This window comes from Tissierella praeacuta DSM 18095, from assembly GCF_900128955.1.
Lineage (GTDB): Bacteria > Bacillota > Clostridia > Tissierellales > Tissierellaceae > Tissierella > Tissierella praeacuta.
In genome coordinates this window covers 21,610-41,742 of record NZ_FQTY01000010.1, presented here as the reverse complement: position 1 = coordinate 41,742, position 20,133 = coordinate 21,610, and the positions used below count along the sequence as shown (strand labels likewise).

At 29.3% G+C, this 20,133-nt stretch carries 13 protein-coding genes; all 13 read left to right on the top strand.

The annotated features are described in order from the left end of the window. The first annotated feature begins 277 nt into the window (after positions 1 to 277). Entirely contained in the window at positions 278 to 487 is a 210-nt protein-coding gene (locus BUB33_RS10620; RefSeq protein WP_172463213.1) for a DUF7695 domain-containing protein, read from the top strand. Between the two features lie 89 nt (positions 488 to 576). Then, positions 577 to 1,845 carry a recombinase family protein gene (locus BUB33_RS10615; RefSeq protein WP_072976246.1) on the top strand — a complete coding sequence of 423 codons (1,269 nt, stop codon included), beginning with the start codon at positions 577 to 579 and terminating at the stop codon, positions 1,843 to 1,845. 632 nt (positions 1,846 to 2,477) lie between these two features. Next, a complete protein-coding gene (locus tag BUB33_RS10610) occupies positions 2,478 to 3,320 on the top strand; it encodes a hypothetical protein (RefSeq protein WP_072976245.1) in 843 nt (280 codons plus the stop codon). 166 nt (positions 3,321 to 3,486) lie between these two features. Continuing rightward, on the top strand, positions 3,487 to 4,107 hold the full coding sequence (locus BUB33_RS10605) for a hypothetical protein (RefSeq protein WP_072976244.1): 621 nt from the start codon (positions 3,487 to 3,489) through the stop codon (positions 4,105 to 4,107). Positions 4,108 to 4,200: 93 nt separating this feature from the next. Continuing rightward, the gene (locus BUB33_RS10600; protein WP_072976243.1) at positions 4,201 to 4,494 is read left to right on the top strand and encodes a hypothetical protein; all 294 of its coding nucleotides are present in this window, start codon (positions 4,201 to 4,203) and stop codon (positions 4,492 to 4,494) included. Further along, positions 4,491 to 5,579, top strand: coding sequence for an FRG domain-containing protein (locus BUB33_RS10595; RefSeq protein WP_072976242.1), 1,089 nt, complete (start codon positions 4,491 to 4,493; stop codon positions 5,577 to 5,579). The genes BUB33_RS10600 and BUB33_RS10595 overlap by 4 nt, the downstream gene beginning before the upstream one ends. Positions 5,580 to 6,106: 527 nt before the next feature. Then, complete coding sequence (locus BUB33_RS10590; RefSeq protein ID WP_072976241.1) at positions 6,107 to 8,683, top strand: AAA domain-containing protein; 2,577 nt, start codon at positions 6,107 to 6,109, stop codon at positions 8,681 to 8,683. Between the two features lie 1,446 nt (positions 8,684 to 10,129). Beyond that, entirely contained in the window at positions 10,130 to 10,339 is a 210-nt protein-coding gene (locus tag BUB33_RS16850) for a hypothetical protein (RefSeq protein ID WP_072976240.1), read from the top strand. A gap of 272 nt (positions 10,340 to 10,611) precedes the next feature. Continuing rightward, positions 10,612 to 11,859, top strand: coding sequence for a DNA methyltransferase (locus BUB33_RS10580; protein ID WP_072976239.1), 1,248 nt, complete (start codon positions 10,612 to 10,614; stop codon positions 11,857 to 11,859). Position 11,860: 1 nt separating this feature from the next. Further along, entirely contained in the window at positions 11,861 to 14,122 is a 2,262-nt protein-coding gene (locus tag BUB33_RS10575; protein WP_072976238.1) for an ATP-binding protein, read from the top strand. A 776-nt stretch (positions 14,123 to 14,898) separates the two neighbouring features. After that, positions 14,899 to 16,488 carry an IS21 family transposase gene (gene istA, locus BUB33_RS10570; protein ID WP_072976237.1) on the top strand — a complete coding sequence of 530 codons (1,590 nt, stop codon included), beginning with the start codon at positions 14,899 to 14,901 and terminating at the stop codon, positions 16,486 to 16,488. Next, positions 16,485 to 17,243, top strand: a complete 759-nt coding sequence (istB, locus tag BUB33_RS10565) for an IS21-like element helper ATPase IstB (protein WP_072976236.1) — start codon at positions 16,485 to 16,487, stop codon at positions 17,241 to 17,243. The genes istA and istB overlap by 4 nt, the downstream gene beginning before the upstream one ends. A gap of 121 nt (positions 17,244 to 17,364) precedes the next feature. Further along, complete coding sequence (locus BUB33_RS10560; protein WP_072976235.1) at positions 17,365 to 19,740, top strand: P-loop NTPase fold protein; 2,376 nt, start codon at positions 17,365 to 17,367, stop codon at positions 19,738 to 19,740. Positions 19,741 to 20,133 lie beyond the last annotated feature (393 nt).

Genomic DNA, 20,133 nt, shown 5'->3' with positions numbered 1-20,133 from the left:
AAATAAGCATTTGAGGGTTTTGTTGCTTACAATTTTGATATGAAAAGTATTTAATATATTGGTAAAAAGTAAGTATCAAATTATCAAGATAAACTTTGTCTAAATGTAGCAAGTAATGTTGTGGGAGAAATTTAAAAATCAAAAAAATGTGGTAGAATTGCTAGAACTTTAGAAATATATTCTTCCGCCAAGGGGATACTAGGTGCTTACGACATCTTTATTGTCACCTCAAGGCATACAGAAGTTGTAGTCCTGTTGCATCGATAAGGAGATAAATATGAGCAATTCTAAGGAGATAAAATGGGGAAAGATATTGAAAAATAGTATCCAATGTAAATACTGTGGTGATATTATTGAATCTAAAATTGTACACGATTTTGTAACGTGTTTTTGTGGCAGATGTAGTTTAGATGGAGGCAAAGAATATTTACGTCGGTTAGTAAAAGAAGATAGTTATATAGAACTATCAATAATTGAAAATGAGTAAAGAGTAAAATTTTAGGGGCGTAAGAGCTATTGAGCTTTTACGTCTTTTTTGTTGATTAATTTAAGGATTAGAATAAGGAGGATTTATTTATGAAAAAGATTATGATTATTCCTGCGAAAAATTCTTTGGAGAGTAAGGGTAAATTAAATGTAGCGGCATATTGTAGAGTGAGTACAGAGCGTGAAAGCCAGCAAGGCAGTATCGACCTTCAAATTAGACAGTATACAAAGTTAATTCAAAATAATCCAGAATGGGATTTTGCTGGTGTGTTTTATGACTATGAAAGTGGGCTTAGAAAAGATGAACGTAATGGTTTAGATGCAATGTTGAAGAAAGCGTATAAAGGGGAAATTGATTATATTATTACTAAGTCCATCAGTAGATTATCTCGAAATGTATTAGACATATTAACAATTATACGAGGATTAAAAGCGAGAGGTATCAATATCTATTTTGAAAAGGAAGACTTAAATTCTCTTGAAGAGGAAAAAGAAATTGATATTGCATTTAATGGAGCTTTAGCTCAGGAAGAAAGTCGGAATTTGAGTGAAAACATTCGGTGGGGATATCAACGTAAATTTGAAAGAGGAGATAACTTTGCTGGTAAAAGTCCTATGGGATACAGATGTAAAAATGATAAATTGATAATAGTACCAGAGGAATCTGATATCATAAGGAAAATCTATCAATTATATTTGGAAGGAAGTACCTTGCAGCAAATTAAAGAGTATTTGGAACAAAAACAGATTAAAACAGCTACGGGAAAAGAAATATGGGCTACAGCAGTTATTCAAAAGATACTCAAAAATGAAAAGTATAAAGGTGATACCATGTTGCAAAAGACTTATACAGAAGATTTTATGACGGGAAGAAAAAGCAAGAACGATGGGCAAAAGAATCGCTACTATGTAACGGATAGTCATCCAGCCATTATTTCTGATGAAGTATATGATAGAGTTCAGGAAGAAATGAATAGACGAGCAAGATTAGTCTATAAAGAAGATGGTACGGTGGAGTCCAGTATTAGAAAGTATAATGGTAAATATCTTCTTGGTAACTTATTAATATGTGGGTATTGTGGGGCTTCTTATAGAAGAAGAACTGAAAGGGATAAGGTAGTTTGGAGATGTGCGACAAGGATTGAAAAGGGGAAAGAAAGGTGTGCTGATTCTCCTACATTGAATGAAGAGTGGGTAAAGGAAATTTTAGGAGATACTGTTTGTGGGAATGGGAGTTATGATGAAGAAATAGTTAGGAATAGGGGTGAAAAGATTTTGATTTTTAATGAGTACTTAGAGATATGCAGTAAAAATAAGGATAAAGTCAGGATTCCATTTACAGAATTTTGTTTTAGGTAAAGATGATAAAACTTATGGTGCAGAATATCCTTGGAATCTTTTATATGGAATTTAGCGTTGTATGATTTAGCTACTACTGCATAAGAAATAAAATTACAAAGGCTCATTTTACAGATGAAGCAACATTGAATAGATAGTTTAAATACTAATTTGACTAGTGATTCCATCTCAATCCCCCTGTGTGTTAGACTAGTGAGTAATAGGAATATCTGAGTAAGCAGTTCATTTGCAAGTAGCTTTAATGATTTGGTAAAAATGAGAGCAGTTTTATAAAAAAGTGGAAGAATACAGATGAGGATGAGTTAAGGAGGTATAAAGCTAGGGAGTTTATTTAGGTTATTAAATATATAGTAACGATAAAAGAATTTGATGTGTTTGTCTTTAAATGTATTAAGAAGATGACGGTGTTTGGAAATGAGAGGATAGTTGTAAGTTTTCTAGATTGAACGGATGTTAAGTGCATAATTGAATAACAATAGCACTAAGGTTAGAGACAGTTGTAATCCTAACTGGCTTTTTTATTGTTTTAAAAGTGGAAAATATAGGATATGTGGTATAATTATCTTAAATATTAGTATTACTTTGGGATAAATTAAAGACTTAATTTTTGCTGAGGAGGTTTTGTTACTTATATGATAGATTATAATGATAGCATATTAAAACAAAATTGTGAATATTTAATTAAGCTTATAGAGAAGGGAAATAATGATAACAGATTAATCGAAGAGGAGTGGAGAGAACTTCAAACGAGGGCTATAAAAAAACAGAAAAAAGAATATTTTGCTAGAATCAAAGAGCAATCAGAAAGACATAGAAATGAAACACTAGATAGATTTAGGAAAGAAGCTGAAGAAAGTAATAATGAACTTAAAAAACAATTACTTGAGCGTATGGAAAGATTCTATAACTTAATGTACAATTTGGGATGGTCACCTCATCTTGAAATGAATGTTGAAGAAGCGAGAAAGATTGTAGAAGTATCTGCTACTTCTGGAGAAGATGAATTAGAAGTAATGATTAATGATTACTATACAAAAAAGCATAATATAGAAGCGATAGATTATTTCTTAAATAATTGGGAAAAAAGCAAGACTCTTAAAAAACGAATCCCAATATTAAAACAAGCAATTAATGCACATAAAAGAGGAGATTATTTTCTATCAACTTGCATTTTCATCTCTCAACTAGAAGGAGTCATAGCAGATTCAGAAAATCATATTGGGCATATGGGGGGGACCAAAATAAGAGGATATTTAGAAAAGAGAGTTACTGAGACTGAAACATACAGTTTCGGATATGCATACAAGAACTTCTTTAATGAAAGATTATATTGTAGTTTTGAGCATGGTAAAAGCATGCAATCACCTATAGGTAGGCATGCGATACTACATGGGGCAGATACAGAATATGGAACGGAAGTTAATTCCTTAAAGGTTATTTTAATATTTGATAATTTATTTTATTATTTTGCATGAAATATTTTAATTAATCACCTTAATAGGGGTGTAAAGGGGATCTGCCTTTATTAAAAACCCTATATTTTTGCATATTAATATCAGACTTTTGTCCCAACATATGTGGAGACAGTTTGTTGGTTAGATTGGCAATAGATACAAAATTCAAATCGGTAGGAGTGATATTATGTTACAAGCACTTAAATATAAAGATATTTTAGCTGATATCGAAAAAAGTGATATATTGAATGATACTATAGGTATTTTATTAGCACGACCTAAGTCTGATGCTGGTAGAAGCATTATTGACAGCCTTCCATATTATCATCACCGCTCTGGTAAAAATATCAATTTCTATTTGCCTGGATATGGAGCTTACTGGCATAATGCATATCCTGATGAAAAACATATTGTAACTATTGAGGGTACCATGTGGTCATTTAGCCATTCAATGTATGTCAAGTTTATTGAGGATTTAGAGAAGGAGTTCAAGTGGAAGTATTCAGGTGAGAGTGAGCTTATACTATTGGATTATCACAACAAGAGGCTTGACTATTCTAAAATACTTGTATTTCATTTGGATGCGATGTTACAGGATAAAACAATATCTTCTGTTAACAGCTTTTTTGAAAAACTATTTAGATATTTTGCACGGAATTCAACTATAGAACAATTTAGTAATAGAATGGGTTCTAAAACTTTAGGTCAAATTACCTTGTTCACTATTTTAGAAAAACTACCGCTAAACTTAGGAACCTTGTTTGTAAAAGCAAAACATTACGCAATAATAGATGAAAGCAAGAGTTGAGTAAGTATTTATAAGATGATTGTGAATTTTGAAAATAAATTATACAATTTTCCAGTTCCGAAGAACTAAGATTACAAATTCAAGGAGGAAACCATGAAAAATATAGGACACCTTACAGGTAAAGAATTTGAAGAAATCAAAATGTTAGCTGATAAAGCTGTAAGTGCCAACAATAAAAAATCAGCTGAGTCTTTTATAAACCGCTTAGATTTTATGCAAAGAACTCTGGATATAGAGCCCTATAAGAGGAATGTGCTTGCTGAACTTGTATCCTATGTGCTTGCTGCAACAGGACAAGTAAGGGATAAAGAACATTGGATGGATGCAGTAAATCAAAGTCTCTTCAAGTTAGAACCTTTTGCTGAAGATATGGGGGATATGAAATGAGATTCTCAAAAAAAGAGTTGAAAGGTCTGCCAATTCCAAAAGAGATAGTCGTTAGGAATTTAGCAGAGTATATAAACTTGTTTTCAAATAATGAATTTGAAAGTTACATATTTCGTGGAGAACCAGCGAATTACAATGATACAATTTCGTCTGCACTTAGAAATAGGGAGTATCCCTTTATTAAAATGAAGAATGAGTTAAGAAGAGAGATCTTCCATAGGCTTACGCCTGATGAACGCAATAATTTTTTGGCTTTTGCTCAACATCACGGAATACCAACGAACCTTATTGATTTTACAAGGTCACCTTTAGTTGCATTATTTTTTGCGTGTCAACCATCTCGTAGTTCAGATGAATGTTCTGGACAAGAAAGAGGATTTGTATATCTTCTGAAAGATGAATTGATTGACATTACAGACTTGCTTTCACGCAATGAGGACAAGAATTTCCTTGATCTTTTTATACGAAATGAAAATGATATTATTTTGGATTTATATAAGGGATTTGATGATTTTTACAAACAACATCCTGAAAAATTCTACTATTATTTCAAGCAGTTAGCTGATGATTGGCAGTATTACTTTGTTGATATGCAGCCGTATACCTTTAAAGAATCTGATTTTCCCTTATATGACAATGGAAAATATAAAAATAAGTTACACTATGAATATGTAAAAGACAGTAGAGAATTGATTACTGAAATAAAGCATCGATATGATTCCATAGAATTGGTTGTACTAGAATACACATTAAAACTGCAGTCATTTTTAAAACAAACCCTGAATTTTGAAGCAACAGTTTGGTGGCTTAACTGTATTCCCAATTTTCTATATACGCCAATATTGTCCTTTGAAAGAGGACGAAATCAGCAAGGTTTATTTGTCTATCAGGCATATCTTTCTTTTGATGAAAGAACATATAATACGCATATCCTTTCCCAACAGAGGGTGTGGCCTGATGTTGTAATCGTTATTGAGAATAAGGAAAAGGTATTACAAGAGTTAGATTTTATGGGTATTAATGAAAAATTCATATATGGTGATTATGATAGTATTGCAAGGTATATAAGGAAAAAGTATTCTTGATAAGAATAATGGATGTAGCTAATTGTTGGCCATCATACTCCGTTCTTGTAATTGACAATTGCTCTAAAAGAACATTGATGATTCATGATTGTACCAACAGCATTTATAAAAATGTATAATAAAATTGCAACAAATAAAGCCTTCAGGGATTTGCACGTCTTTGAAAATTTTATTGTTCACAATTTACTTGATTGTAAAGCACAAACAAACTCTAACTTGATTAAGGTAATAAATTATGAGATTCGCCCTGTTATCAAGGAGATATTAGCTTCCCAGGGCATCTTTTTTGTCACCTTAAAGCATGTGGAATGTTGCGTGCTATTTTGTAGATAAAACAATAAAAAGAAACAGTTATGAATAATAAGATTTATAATATCGAAAGATTGATTCTAAAAGTGTTAGCTAAATCTTAAGGATAATTCATTTTAGATTATTATCTAAATAACGATCCTTTTTAAGAGAAATATGATAGAGATAAGTATTTATTGTGGTGAAGATATAAATAGTAGAAATGAGAGAGATTTAATATGGTTATAGAAGAAATTTTTATTGATGGAATTAATAAGACAAAAGAAATAGCAGATTATGAAGTTAGAGAGGATGAATATTTAATAAGGTATAAAGGCAGTGATACCATCTATCCATTTAGTAAAGAAAAAAATAGAGTTGTTATTAAAAAGAAATCTATTGGACCTTTTATGGAATTTGCTAAAATTGCCGATAGTATTAAGGTTGTCGATGATTTTTCAGCACTTAGTAAATACTATGAGAATGTTACTATAGAGGAGAATTCACTATTACATAAGTACTTAAATGGTACTCCCTTTGAAACGTTTATTGATGAAAATCCTTTAGTTTTTCCATTTAGATTTAATAAGAGCCAACTGAATGCAACAAGAAAAGTTTTCAAAAATGAATTAAGTATTATTCAAGGCCCTCCTGGAACAGGTAAAACACAAACCATACTAAATATTATTGCCAATATTCTGGTTAGAGGTGAGAATGTTGCGATTGTATCTAATAATAATGCAGCAGTAGATAATATAAAAGATAAACTTATAAAAGATGGCTATGATTTTGTTTTTGCTTTATTAGGCAGTAAAAAGAATCAAGAGGATTTTTTTAAAAATCAAGTTCGAGAATCATCAGATTTTCATGACAAAGAACTTGACGAAGAAAATCTTGAAAAACTTAAAAGTGAGTTAATAAAGTCTAGCAATCAATTAGAGCAATTAATGGAAAAAGATAGGCAAAAGAGAATAATTACTGAGCAATTGAACGCATTAAGGTTAGAGAAAAAGTATTATAATAATGCACACGATATAAAAGATTTGGATAACAGACATATTAGTTTTATTACTTTGGGTTATGAAAAGGTAATTAATTTTTTGGTCGATCATCAAATCATGATAACAGAAAGTGAGAAGTTGACCCTTAAAAATAAGTTTAAGCTTTTAGTAAAGTATGGTATATATAGGTTTAAGTATCTTCAAGAAAAGGATTATGAGGTTATTACACGTTTCCAACAGATTTATTATGATCTAAAGATTAAAGAGCTGGAAGACAAGTTGGCTGAATGTCAAAAAACACTGCAGACTCAAAGATTTGATAAACTAGCTGATAAGCATTATCAAGTATCACAAGAAATACTTAATCATTATTTAAGTCAAAGGTTCAAGAAAAAGGAAAAACATACGATAGATTCGTATAAAAAGGACTTTGATTCTTTTATCAAAGATTATCCAGTGATTCTAAGCACTGCATATTCAGTGACATACTCGGTATCAAAGGGCTTTATGTTTGATTATGTTATCATTGATGAAGCTTCCACATTAGATCTTGTTAAAGCAGTGCTACCATTATCCTGTGCTAAAAAAATTGTTATTGTAGGAGATCAAAAACAATTACCACATATACCGGAAAAAATTGAAATGAGCTTTGAAAATGAGGCCTATGATTATAGAACCAAAAATATAATGGATTCTCTTGATTGCTTATACGGTGATACTATAGAAAGAACTTTACTTCAAGAACACTATAGATGTCATCCTGATATAATTAGATTTTGTAATATGAAATATTATGACGGAAATTTAATCGTCTACAGCAATTGCTCGAATAACAATGCAATAAGTGTTATAAAAACTGCTGCTGGAAACCATATGCGTGAACTCACTAGAGGAAGGAAAGGAGTCTTTAACCAGAGAGAATTAGAAGAGTTAAGTTATTTAATTAAAAATGAAAGTGAGTACAGAATTGAACTCTACTCAAAGAATCTAAATGATATTGGATTACTTTCGCCTTATAGATTACAAATAGAATATTCAAAAGAGATAAATTCGGAAGAAATTGAGAAGGATACAATTCACAAGTATCAAGGTAGGGAAAAGTCGGTCATAGTTTTTTCGACAGTACTTGATCAATCAGCAAAATCAAAAAGGAAGATGCCATTTGTAAATAATCCACAAATGGTTAATGTAGCTGTATCACGTGCAGAAAATCAGTTGATTTTAATTACTAATACGGATGCATTTTATAAAAATGGAAATGACATTGGTGATTTAATAAAGTACATAGAATATCATGATGAGAAGAATATTGAAGAGGGACGAGTAATTTCTGTATTTGATTTACTATATAGGGATTATTCTGAAAGGTTATTGGCAAGAAAGGAGGCAATGAACAATGTTAAAAAGAATATAAGATTTGATAGTGAGAAGATTATATATTCAGTTATATCAGAATTACTTAGGAAAGAAATTTTTAATTGTTACTCATTTGCTTATGAGGTTAAGCTTTCAGATATCTTTTTAAATCAGGATATATGTACAGAAGTCGAAAAGAAATTCATAAAACAATCAAGAAGCAGTGTGGACTTTATTATATTTAACAAATTTAATGCTAACCCTGTTCTTGCTATTGAAGTAGATGGTACTGAATTTCATTTAAATAATCCAGAACAGCTAGAAAGAGATAAAAAGAAGGACGGCATATTTAAAAAATATAGTATACCTATATTACGATTAGCAACCCATACAGCTATTATTGAAGATATGATAGAACTTGAGTTATCCAAAATAACAGAGAATAACAAAAGTATTTAATAAAGCTAAAGGTACTTTTTGCGATAAGCAGTTTTTAAATGAACTTTTTCTAAAGATAATAATTAAGTTTTTCCTTTTAAGTCGAAGTAAGTTAATGGCATTTAATGACGAGATAATAAGCCCGTTTAACTTTTAATACTATAGTGTTTGAAACATCCGACAAGGTCCAGATGGATTCACATGACATCATTATTGTACTCTAAAGGCGTGTGGAGTGTGTAGTTAAGCTTGAAAGACAATAAAATATAGTAATAGCAATAGTTTAAGCCATTGGATGTGTAGATTACATTCAATGTTTTTTTATTTGTGGGAACATATCTACTGGATTTATAAATTAATGGTGATGACTGGTGAGTCTAACTGAAGTAAGGGACAAAGGATTAAAAGAGTATATCAGAAAAGATAAATCAGCTTTAAAAGGCAAAATTAAGGCTCGTACAAAAGAAAAAGTAAGCTAATAGATACGAAGGAAAACTAATAGAAATGGATAAAACTTTAAGGGCTGTATAACCACAAGTAAGAGAATTTGATAAAGATTTAGTAAGAAGATTGATTAAAACTATTAGGGTAAACAAAGGAGAAAGACTATAAATGCAGTTTGAATTAGGGAGGGTGATGGAACAGATGGAGGATTATTATAATTAAGGGGATAGGGGTAGTAACTAGGAAATAAGGTGGGTTACCGCTATGATATCAATAAGAATATATTAATGCTAGAGTCCTCAGATGGAGATAATTGTTTTGGCGTTGGGTATTTAATATAAATCAGTAGTAAATATAACCTTTATATTTGATGAATAATGGAATTATAGGTTGAGAAAAGATGGAATATACTATAAAATTATAATAACATCATGAGATAGTGGTAAAAAGATACTGGAAAATTTTAGCTTGAAAATCTAATCAACTTGTTAGAGTTGTTAGAAGATATATTTGAATCATTGAATAGAGTATTAATTTAGATTGTATAAGGTAAATATTAGGGATCTATTATCATATTAACAATTGAAGATTATATTGTTTAAAGAAAGAAAAAAGATAAACCGGATAAATTTGATTTTCAGAAACATTCGAGAAATATGGAAGAGGTTTTTCAACATGTTAAGGAGTGTTTTAATGAGGACTTAAACTTGGAAGATTATAGCTATAAGCAGATTAAACCACAGTAAATAATTGATAATTTTAAAGAAAAGATAATTGAAAATTTTCCAACAACTTATGAATTTATAGTTTCTTATTATTGGTCAAACAAAAAACGTATATATAATTTAATGTCCAAGGCATATGAAGAAATTGAAGATATAGAATTATTTTATTTATAATAGGATGACTTAAAGGTTGTGGAGTATGTCCACAAAAAGAAATTAGTAGTTGCTGTAACTGAAGAATTATTAAGTAATAATAATATCAAAGGAATATGGATAAACCCAAACAGAGGAACTCATTATGTCCGACATGAAAGAACTTGATAATGTAATTTCAGATTGGGTAATAGAAACGCATAGAAGATGTAAAGTGGATTTATTGGATTATGCAAGCAGGATTTCATATGAAAAGAGGTTTAGGAAATATGGTTTAATCATAGCAGATGAATTAGGATATATTTCTTTTGATAAAGAAGAGAGGGAATTATTATTTACATTTATTTCTTTTTAGGAAGAGAGGAAATCAACAATAATTACTACGAATTTACCCTTTGTAATAAATATGATGGAGGTTCTTATAGGATAAAAGAAAATAAATAATGATATATACAACTTATTAGTTTTTTATTCTTAGTGGTCTAGTTTTCGATTAGAATGTGTCCTAATTTTCAATTAACAATTACAAAAATAATACAACCTGCAAAAATAAAGGTTGTTAGTTAATATTATAATATACAAATGAAAAGATATTATTATAGGAATAATTTAAATCGGGGGTTTGAAATGGAATTATTACAACAACAATTAAATTACAGAGAAGGTAGTTTGGATTTCAAAGAATTTAAACAAAATGGGATTCACGGCGTTGCTAAATATCCAGCTATGATGGTTGCACCCATGCAAGAGAAAGTATTAAACGATATTTTAAAAGTAGAAAAATCAATAGAGAATATATTGGATCCTTTTCATGGTTCTGGAACAACTTTAGTCGTGGGTAAAAAGTTGTTGTTAGAAACAATAGGAATTGATATAAATCCATTAGCTAATCTACTTACTGATGTGAAGCTTACTGGCATAGACCGTTCAGTTATTAAAACCAAAAACTCTATTCTAGAGCAACGTTTAAATGAAAATTATATGTTACATGATTTCAGGAACATAAAAAAGTGGTTTAGAGGAGATATAATTGAAGACCTAAGTAAAATAAAAACTGCTATATCTAAAGAAGAAGACTATATAACAAGAAGATATTATTGGCTTTGTTTTTCTAATATTATCTATAAATATAAAAACTCACGAAAATCAACTTTTAAGCTACATGTGAAAAAAGAAGAAGATATAAAATTGATTATTAACAATGTAATTGAAGACTTCATCTTAGAAATCAATGAAAGATTTAAGGATCTTCCGAACTATAATTATAATGTTAGTCATAGATTAATCACAAAAGATGTGAGAGAGGCTTGCTCTGAAATAAAAAAGGAAAGTATAGATTTAATTTGTACATCTCCACCTTACGGTGATAATGCTACTACCGTTACATATGGACAGTTTTCAATATTATCTTTGTTGTGGATAGATAAAAAGGATTTAGATATTCCACATCCAGATATATTAACGACATTTTCTAAAATTGATTATTTGAGTCTAGGTGGAAAAAGTAACACTATATTAGAATGGGATATTTTATCATTAAATCAGGTTTTAAATTGTGTCTCTGAGAGTAAACAAAATAAAATTAAATCTTTTTTTCAAGATTATTTCGAAGCTCTTATTGCAATTATTGGTACATTAAAAAAGAAAGGAATTTTAATGTTGACCTTAGGAAATCGAACAGTTGATGGTGAAATAATTTCATTAGATAAAATTACTCAGGAGTTCTTGGAAAAGTATGGCTTTGCTTTAATAACAGATGTGAAACGAAATATTCATAATAAGCGTATGCCTTCGAGAGTGTCTAATTTAAAGGGACGAGGATCTGTAAAGTCTATGTCTCAAGAGACAATTTTAGTTTTTAGAAAGGAGCAATAGTATGGTAAATGTAAATTCTGAATTCGCGGCAGTAGAAGATATTATTAAGTTGGCGGCAAGTGTAAAAAGTCCTTTAGTTTCAATAGCAGAATTAGTTAAAAATGGAGCCGATGCAGGAGCTAAAGAAGTAATAGTAGATATAAGCAAAGAACAAATGAAAATAAGTGTTAAGGATAATGGCAAAGGATTTAGCGATAATGATATTCAATACTTACACAGGATTTACTACTCAAATAAAAAAAGGAATGGAAATTTAACTAATGATCACAATGAGTTTTTTGCGGGAAGCAAGGGATTGGGATTGTTTTCAGCATTCTTTTTAGGAGACGAAATTGAGATAATTACTGAGAACTCAAATTTTAGTTATTCCGTAAAGTGGTTTAGAGATGCAATTCCTATAATTGAAGAGATATCTACAACTGGAGAAACAGGGACGAAAATAACTATTCATAAACTAAATAAAAAGAGATTGAATCACTTATTAAAGGAAAAAGAGATGAAAAAATTCCAATTTGTTTCTTTAGGACTATATAACTCCAAATCAAATTTACCTGAAATTAAATTATTAATAGATGGACAAGAAGTCGAAAATCTTAGTGAAATTAAGAATGTAGTTAATCATAAAATTAAAGTGAATTTTAGTTATGATAAGACGACTCGAAAATTAAATTTTCAATATGTTGCATTTAAAGAAGAAGTCGATCCCGAAAGAGAAAAAAAAAGAAAAAAGATTAATGGAGAAAATTTAATATTAGATCTTACAAAATCAAATGAAACTATTTACGATTGTATTCAAGAACATTATAGATTTGATTATTCTAATAGAGGGGCAAAAAAATTAAATTATCAGATAGATGAAGAGATTAATCAAATTATTGATTCATGGCCTTCTTTTGAAGGTGAATACTGGATAGAAGAAGGACCTAAGGCTGATAAAGTAAAGGAATTCGGGTTTGGTGTTAAGCTATACGTGAATAAATATGCGTTGTACGACTATTTAAACTCAGAATTCGATTGGTTAGGGTTAAGTAATATAAGTGATAATTATGTTTCAAGTGCTTTTAAGTTAAGAAACGTTTTAGGTTATGTTAATTTTGTAGACTTTGATGAAAATACAGAAGAAATAGAGATATCTGATGAACGTGGTGGCTTTTTAGAATCAACAGCACTTGAGAATATAATGCTTGGAATTAGAAATTTTATTACTTACTTAGCAATTAATATTAATGTTGTTATGCGCTCAAGTAATTTTACTGAGCAAGAGAATACATCAGGTGGACCAGAGGAAGGTTCAGAAGAAGTTGCATCAGGTGGACCAGAGGAAGGTTCAAAAGAAGGTACATCAGGTGGATCAGAGGAAGGTTCAGAAGAAGGTATATCAGGCGGATCGGAGGAAGGTTCAGAAGAAGGTACATCAGGCGGATCGGAGGAAGGTTCAGAAGAAGGTACATCAGGCGGATCGGAGGAAGGCACAGAAGAAGGTATATTAGGTGACCAAGGGGAAAACTCAGAAGAAAAAATTTTAAAACAAAAACAAAAAACTCTAAAATATGGACAAACATGGAATATCTATGACTCTAAAGTAGTTCATGATGGTGTTACCCCTAAAAATACTTTGTATACAGTTAGTAAGGCTTGCAACATAAATAATCATATTTTTGAGGCAGATGAACCTGGTAAATTTGTTATTTCTTATTTCAGAGCTTTAGAACGTTCACGAAAAGAAGAGTTGAGTATTATAGTTGCGAAAAGAAAAAAAGTTCATAAGAAAAAAGGGGAAATATTTAATGACACGGATGTTGTAGTAGGTGATCTTTATTTGGATGAATTACATAGTATTGCAATGGAAGTAGCAAATATTGACTATAAATGTTATCCATTATTATCAGCAATATCATTGAGAGTAGTACTGGAAGATTTAGTAAAAAAAGAGTGTAGATATACTGGATTAATGTTGACAGGTAATTTAGCCGAAAATTTTGAGAATGTAATGGATAGCTTTATAGATAGAATTGAAATTAGAAGGAATGACCCTAAAAAAACAGATATTGAAGAACTACATAAAGAATTTAGAGGAAGGGATGCCTTGAAAAATTTATTGAATCATTGGAAAGATAATGCTAAATCAACTTCAAATACATTTAATTATGTTACACATAATCCAGTACCAATTCTAAATGTTGAAGAAATTTATAATTTTGCTAATAATATATTAGTTCCATTTGGACATTTGATTTCATCAGCTAAAGAAAAAGGGATATAATATTTACTTTTTAGTAAAAAATATATTTTTAAAGGTGTTTATAATATTTATAAATATATGTAATAATACAAAATATTCATTACTTTATGATATTAGTAAAATGTTAGTAGAGAAAAACATGTGAAAATAAATTGTTTGATTATGAAAATATATTGAAGTCTAAAATTCCACCAAGGGATTAATATAAACCTATGACATCTTTATTGTCACCTCAAGGCACGTTGAGGCAATCGTGAAGATAGAAAGACTATAGAATAAGGTAATAGCAAGGGTTTAAGGCATTGAATGGACAGATAACATTCAATGCCTTTCTTGTTTTTGGAAATATGAATAATAGGAAAAAATATAAAGAAAAATTTCTATCTCGGAATAACTGTATTTTGCTTTATAAGAAAAATGGAGGTATTTGGAGTATATCAAATGATTGTGCATGGTATGCTAATTAGATATTCTATTGCTAAATAGTTTATGATATGATAATTGTTAATATAAGGCATTAGACAGATCTTGATGATGTAAATCTGAAAGAAGATTAAGCAAGCCAAACTATTTATTTTGAGAGGTATTATGTTTTATTATAATAAAAATCATAATAGTCGAGAGTATTATAAAATGATAGAAATAAACGGGAATATTTTTAAATCTAAATTTAATAGTAAAGAACAAATGACGTTTGTTTATGATACTTTAAAAGTAGGCCACCATAATAATTGAAAACCAAGCCACCTTAAAATATAATTCCCCTTAAGCATATCTTTTTAAGGGGGAGATGGAGGGTGATAGGTTTGGATAAGAAGGCCGAAATACTAATGCAGTATTTTAGGGAAAATAAATCACAAAGAGCAATTAGTAGAGACCTTAAAATGTCAAGATCTACAGTAGCAAAATATATCAATGAATTTAAATCTAAACTTGAACTTTTAGAGGATTTGGATAAAGATGAAGAAAAAGATAGAAGTAAAATACTACTTCTAATTGAAGAAATGACTTCTAAACCTAAGTATGATACAAGTAGTAGAACTAGGACTAAGTTAACAGATGAGATAATAGATAAAATAAATGAATTATTAGAACAAAATGAGAAAAATGGGCTCCTTGGTAGAACCAAGCAGTTAATGAAAAAGATTGACATACATGAAAAGCTAGTCGAAATGGGATTTGATATTAGTTATCCTACAGTTTGTAACTACATCAGAGAAAATCATGAGAGGAAAGAGGCCTTCATCAGGCAGGAATATAATTTAGGAGAAACATTAGAGTTTGATTGGGGTGAAGTAAAACTTACAATAGCAGGAAAACCTACTACATTGCAAATGGGTTTACTAACTACAGCTAAAAGCTCATATCATTATGCAAGACTTTATCAGAATCAAAAAATGGAAAACTTTTTAGATGTTCATGTAAGGGCTTTTAATAACATAGGTGGAGTTCACAGAGAACTAGTTTATGATAATCTGAAGCAAGCTGTAAGAAAATTTGTTGGAAGAAATGAAAAGGAAGCAACAGAAGACTTAATAAAAATATCGCTCTACTATGGGTTTAAATATAGGTTTTGCAATGTAGCTAGAGGAAATGAGAAAGGACATGTAGAAAAAGGTATTGAATTTGTTAGAAGGAAGGCATTTTCTAGTAGAACTGACTTTGACACAGTTAAAGAAGCAAATACTTATCTAAAGGAAAAATTGTTAGAGCTTAATTCAAAGAAAAGAAATTGGCTCCAAAATCAAAGCCCCATTATTGATATACTGAAGCAGGAAATGCCCTATCTCATACCTTTAAAATCATCCTGTGATGCCTCAAGGAGAGTTGAAGCAAGAGTAAATAAATATAGTGTAGTAAATATTGATCAAAATAAATATTCAGTACCAGATTATCTAGTAGGCAAATTTGTAAACGTTAAAGTATATCCAGACACAATAGAAATATATTACAAGGATAATAAAGTAGCCGAACATAAAAGGTCGTATCAATCGCATTACTGGACTGTTGATATAAATCATTTTATTCATACATTAAAAAAGAAGCCTGGAGCATTACATTCTAGTGTCGGCAGACACCAGCTTAGCCCAGAGCTTCAAGAAATATATCAAGAATATTATATCAATAATCCACGAGATTTTATAGAGCTTTTAGAACTAATTAAAGAAAAGAATTTAAAAAGCGTGGTAGAAGCTATAGCTGAATTGAAAAAAATTAAGAAAGAATTGGTTACAACAGATAATATTAAAAATATAATTTTCAAACTCCCAATGGATAACACAACTTCAAAAACTAAAGATTTATCAATACAAAAGGCATCTATAAAGCAGATTGCAATATTAAATGAGATGTTTAATTTAAATCCAGCGGGGAGGTATAAAAATTGAGTGAAATAATATCAGAAATAAAAAAATATGTATCAGAGTTAAAGATACCAGGTATAAGTCAAGGTTTGAAAATGCATATTGAAGAAGCATACAAATTTGATAAACCATATGAAGAATTCTTAAGAGATATTTTAATAGAAGCTTATGATGTTAGGAAAGAAAATGGTAGGAAAAATAGGATTAGAAATGCTAAGTTCCCATATAAAAAGTATATAGATGAACTAAGAGTGGATTACCTTCCACAAGATTGTAAAAGAAGGTTTAAAGAGCTTAAAACCCTTAGTTTTATTGATGAAGGTAGAAATATAATACTAGCAGGTAATCTTGGAACAGGTAAGACCCATCTATCAATAGGACTTGGAATAGAAGCTTGTAATAAAGGATATAAAGTATACTTTGCAACAGTACCATCCTTAATAAATGAATTAAAAGAATCTAGGAGCGAGAAGAAATTATATACATTTGAAAAAAGGTTTGAGAAATATGACTTAATCATAGCAGATGAACTAGGATATATTTCTTTTGATAAAGAAGGGAGTGAACTACTATTTACATTTCTCTCCCTTCGGGCAGAGAGGAAATCGACAATAATCACTACAAATTTATCATTTGATAGATGGAACGAGGTATTTAATGATGAAGTTTTAACAGCTGCATTAATAGACAGATTAACTCATAAATCTTATGTAATAAACATGAATGGAGACTCTTACAGAATAAAAGAAACTAAAGAATGGTTAGAAGAAACTAATTAATTTTTTATAATTAGTGGCCTGGTTTTCGATTATAATATGGCCTAAATTTCAATTGACAAATACAACGTTTGAAAATTCAATATATTCAATATATATTTTATAAAGAAAGAGGTGCCTTTGAATGATAAAAAAATATGTAGCTCCCTATAATAAGAATCATAGGGATTATTTCACAATATTACCTTTTGAGCGTAAAGTTATCTCCAGGCTAGAGAATATATTTAGCCGAGAAAAAGGAATATTTGTCCTCTATGGAAACCACGGGGTTGGAAAATCAAGTTTAAAAAATTATGCTATTGAAAATATTAGGACCAAAAAACCATGTGTAATTATAAACATACCTTTTTATAATAGTAATAAAGATTTACTGAGAGAAATCTTAATTCAATTGCCTATAGGAATACAGACGGAGATAGATCGAATAAAAAAGGATATAGAAAATATTATTTTACCAAAATCACAATTATTTCCTTTAGATGTTTTTAACCAAGATGAGGAAATGCAGGTAGAAGAATCTCAGAATAATTATTTACAGAATTATAGATTTATGAGTTCAAAGATATCCAATATAAAAAAGCTATGTATAAGAATAAAAGAGTCCCTAAGAGACTTGCCACAACATATTAGTTTTGAAAATAATATATTCAATCATTTACTTAATGAAATTTATAAACTTGAAAATCATATTAAAGATTATAAAAATTATCACTGTAAGCAAGAAACAATAAAAGAAAGAATTATAAATAAAATCGGAATAAAACCTAAAAAATGTTTGGAATTAAAAGAACTAGAAAAGCAGATATTAAATATAGAAAAAAAGGTAAATAAACTAGATGTCTTAAATGAAAACATGTTAGAATTAAATAAGTTTTTCAAGCTTACCATGGAACAATTGAAACAGTTTGATTTAGAAATAACTAATATTACTCGTTACATTAATGAAACCACATCAAGTATTTCTGCAGATAGTTCTATAGATTTGGAGGCAAAATTACATTTTTTAACTGCTAAAATTGGATTAGAATCATCGGATAGTTTAAATGATAAGTTTTCAACATCCGAGGAAGTAAAAGGAATAGTTACAGAGGAAATAAAAGAAAAACAGCTAATGAGATTGTTAAAAAGCATGTCAGATACCTTTAATATTTCTATTATTATAGATGAATTAGATAAGTATCCTATGAATGAAGTAATTGAACTTATAAATCAAAATAAACGTTTGTTTTTAGATTGTAATATTACAACACTATTAATTACAGATATTTACTCAGGAATTTTTATTGAAGATAATTCTGATTATATTCATAAAGATCAAATGATTCTTGTAAGAAGTCTAAATATTATTGATTTTATTGCAAGAAGTAGAAGTAAGGAAATACATTTTGGTAATAACTTTTTTGAGATTTTAGATTTATATTATAGTATTAAAATGAATAATAGAGGACTTATTATTAACAAACAAACAAGCGACTCACATAGTTTTCCGAAAGGCTTTGTTTTTTACTCTTTCATGAATTCAAATTTTTATAAAAATTTAAAAAGTGATCATAAAGAAATTTTTCTAAACTTTTATTGGGAACTAATTGAGCTCTTAGACCATGTAGAGAAAATAAGTATTGATGAATATGATGAATTTGTAAATTACTTTTTAAATAGAAACAAGATTAAATCTCTACAAATCATATTTAATTTTAATAGACTAAAAGAATTGTTTGAAGAACAGAATTTAGAGATTTGTTATAGATTCTTAGATTTTTCTGATTACGAATGTGACATTAGTTTTCATTTAAAGTACCAGAATAAAATTCATGACTTTTTAACTGATTTTGCTTCGAAGATGAACTTTTATTCAAGTAGCAATGAGAAATACTTTTTAGATATTCAAAATTATAAATTTGTGGATGGGGAAAAGACTCATATTAATAACAATTATTTAAAAAATGAATTTACTAAACTTCTTGAAGAAAACAAATTGTCTGATGAAGACTTTGTTAAATCGCTTCTTCAAATCTATAAATCAAGTTCAGAGAAGTATATAGGTAGAAAAGAATGGAGATATGCCAGAAAAGAACTTTATAATCCAAGCTATGGCATTGATGATGCAAAGAGAGTTGTTAAACGTGAAAATGTAATAGGAATTATTTTGTTTTATCCATATAATGATAAGACAAATGCAAAATCCTATGAAAAACCATTACAAAATGGGATAATTGTTACAGGAAATGATTTTGAAGAAATTGTACTTTTTCCTTATGTCGGATATATTGGATTGCACTCCCATAAGCCTAATAGGATGAATGAATTCAAAATGTTTATTGCTGAAGAAGGAATTACAAAAATATATGAAATTAAAGAAGAAGTTAATAAATACGACAGCTTAACAGCAAAATGGTCAAATTGTTTTGATGGAAGTGATGAGAAGAACAAAGAAAAAATATTAGAGATTTGTTCACAGAAAATGGATAAATGGTTGGAAGAGCTAGATAAATTAGACTAAATGTTTATAGTTATACCATTACTGGTATTTTATATATTTCTAGTGGATGTGTAACAGTGTTATTATCTCCTATGTTTATAAGCATAGCTAAGAGATATATTATATTGCAGATGAATTAGGAAGCATTGATATTGATCTTAGATATTTGCATAAGATGGAAGAAGTTATAAATTGTTTACAGGATTTTCTTAATTCAAGAAGAGTGTCAAGATAAGCTATTTTAAAAAAGCAAGGGTATAGAGTATTAATTTTAGATAGATATCTTGTGTTTTATAAAGTGAATGATGAATATAAGATAGTTATTATATCTGCTATAATTTATGGAAAAAGAAAATATGAAAATTTAATATAGCCAGACTATTAAACTTTATACCCTATAGTCTTAAGTGTAGG

Excerpts from the sequence above, each read along its gene's own strand:
- BUB33_RS10620 (WP_172463213.1), top strand. The coding sequence starts at position 278 with ATGAGCAATTCTAAGGAGATAAAATGGGGAAAGATATTGAAAAATAGT.
- BUB33_RS10615 (WP_072976246.1), top strand. The coding sequence starts at position 577 with ATGAAAAAGATTATGATTATTCCTGCGAAAAATTCTTTGGAGAGTAAG.
- BUB33_RS10610 (WP_072976245.1), top strand. The coding sequence starts at position 2,478 with ATGATAGATTATAATGATAGCATATTAAAACAAAATTGTGAATATTTA.
- BUB33_RS10605 (WP_072976244.1), top strand. The coding sequence starts at position 3,487 with ATGTTACAAGCACTTAAATATAAAGATATTTTAGCTGATATCGAAAAA.
- BUB33_RS10600 (WP_072976243.1), top strand. The coding sequence starts at position 4,201 with ATGAAAAATATAGGACACCTTACAGGTAAAGAATTTGAAGAAATCAAA.
- BUB33_RS10595 (WP_072976242.1), top strand. The coding sequence starts at position 4,491 with ATGAGATTCTCAAAAAAAGAGTTGAAAGGTCTGCCAATTCCAAAAGAG.
- BUB33_RS10590 (WP_072976241.1), top strand. The coding sequence starts at position 6,107 with ATGGTTATAGAAGAAATTTTTATTGATGGAATTAATAAGACAAAAGAA.
- BUB33_RS16850 (WP_072976240.1), top strand. The coding sequence starts at position 10,130 with ATGTCCGACATGAAAGAACTTGATAATGTAATTTCAGATTGGGTAATA.
- BUB33_RS10580 (WP_072976239.1), top strand. The coding sequence starts at position 10,612 with ATGGAATTATTACAACAACAATTAAATTACAGAGAAGGTAGTTTGGAT.
- BUB33_RS10575 (WP_072976238.1), top strand. The coding sequence starts at position 11,861 with ATGGTAAATGTAAATTCTGAATTCGCGGCAGTAGAAGATATTATTAAG.
- BUB33_RS10560 (WP_072976235.1), top strand. The coding sequence starts at position 17,365 with ATGATAAAAAAATATGTAGCTCCCTATAATAAGAATCATAGGGATTAT.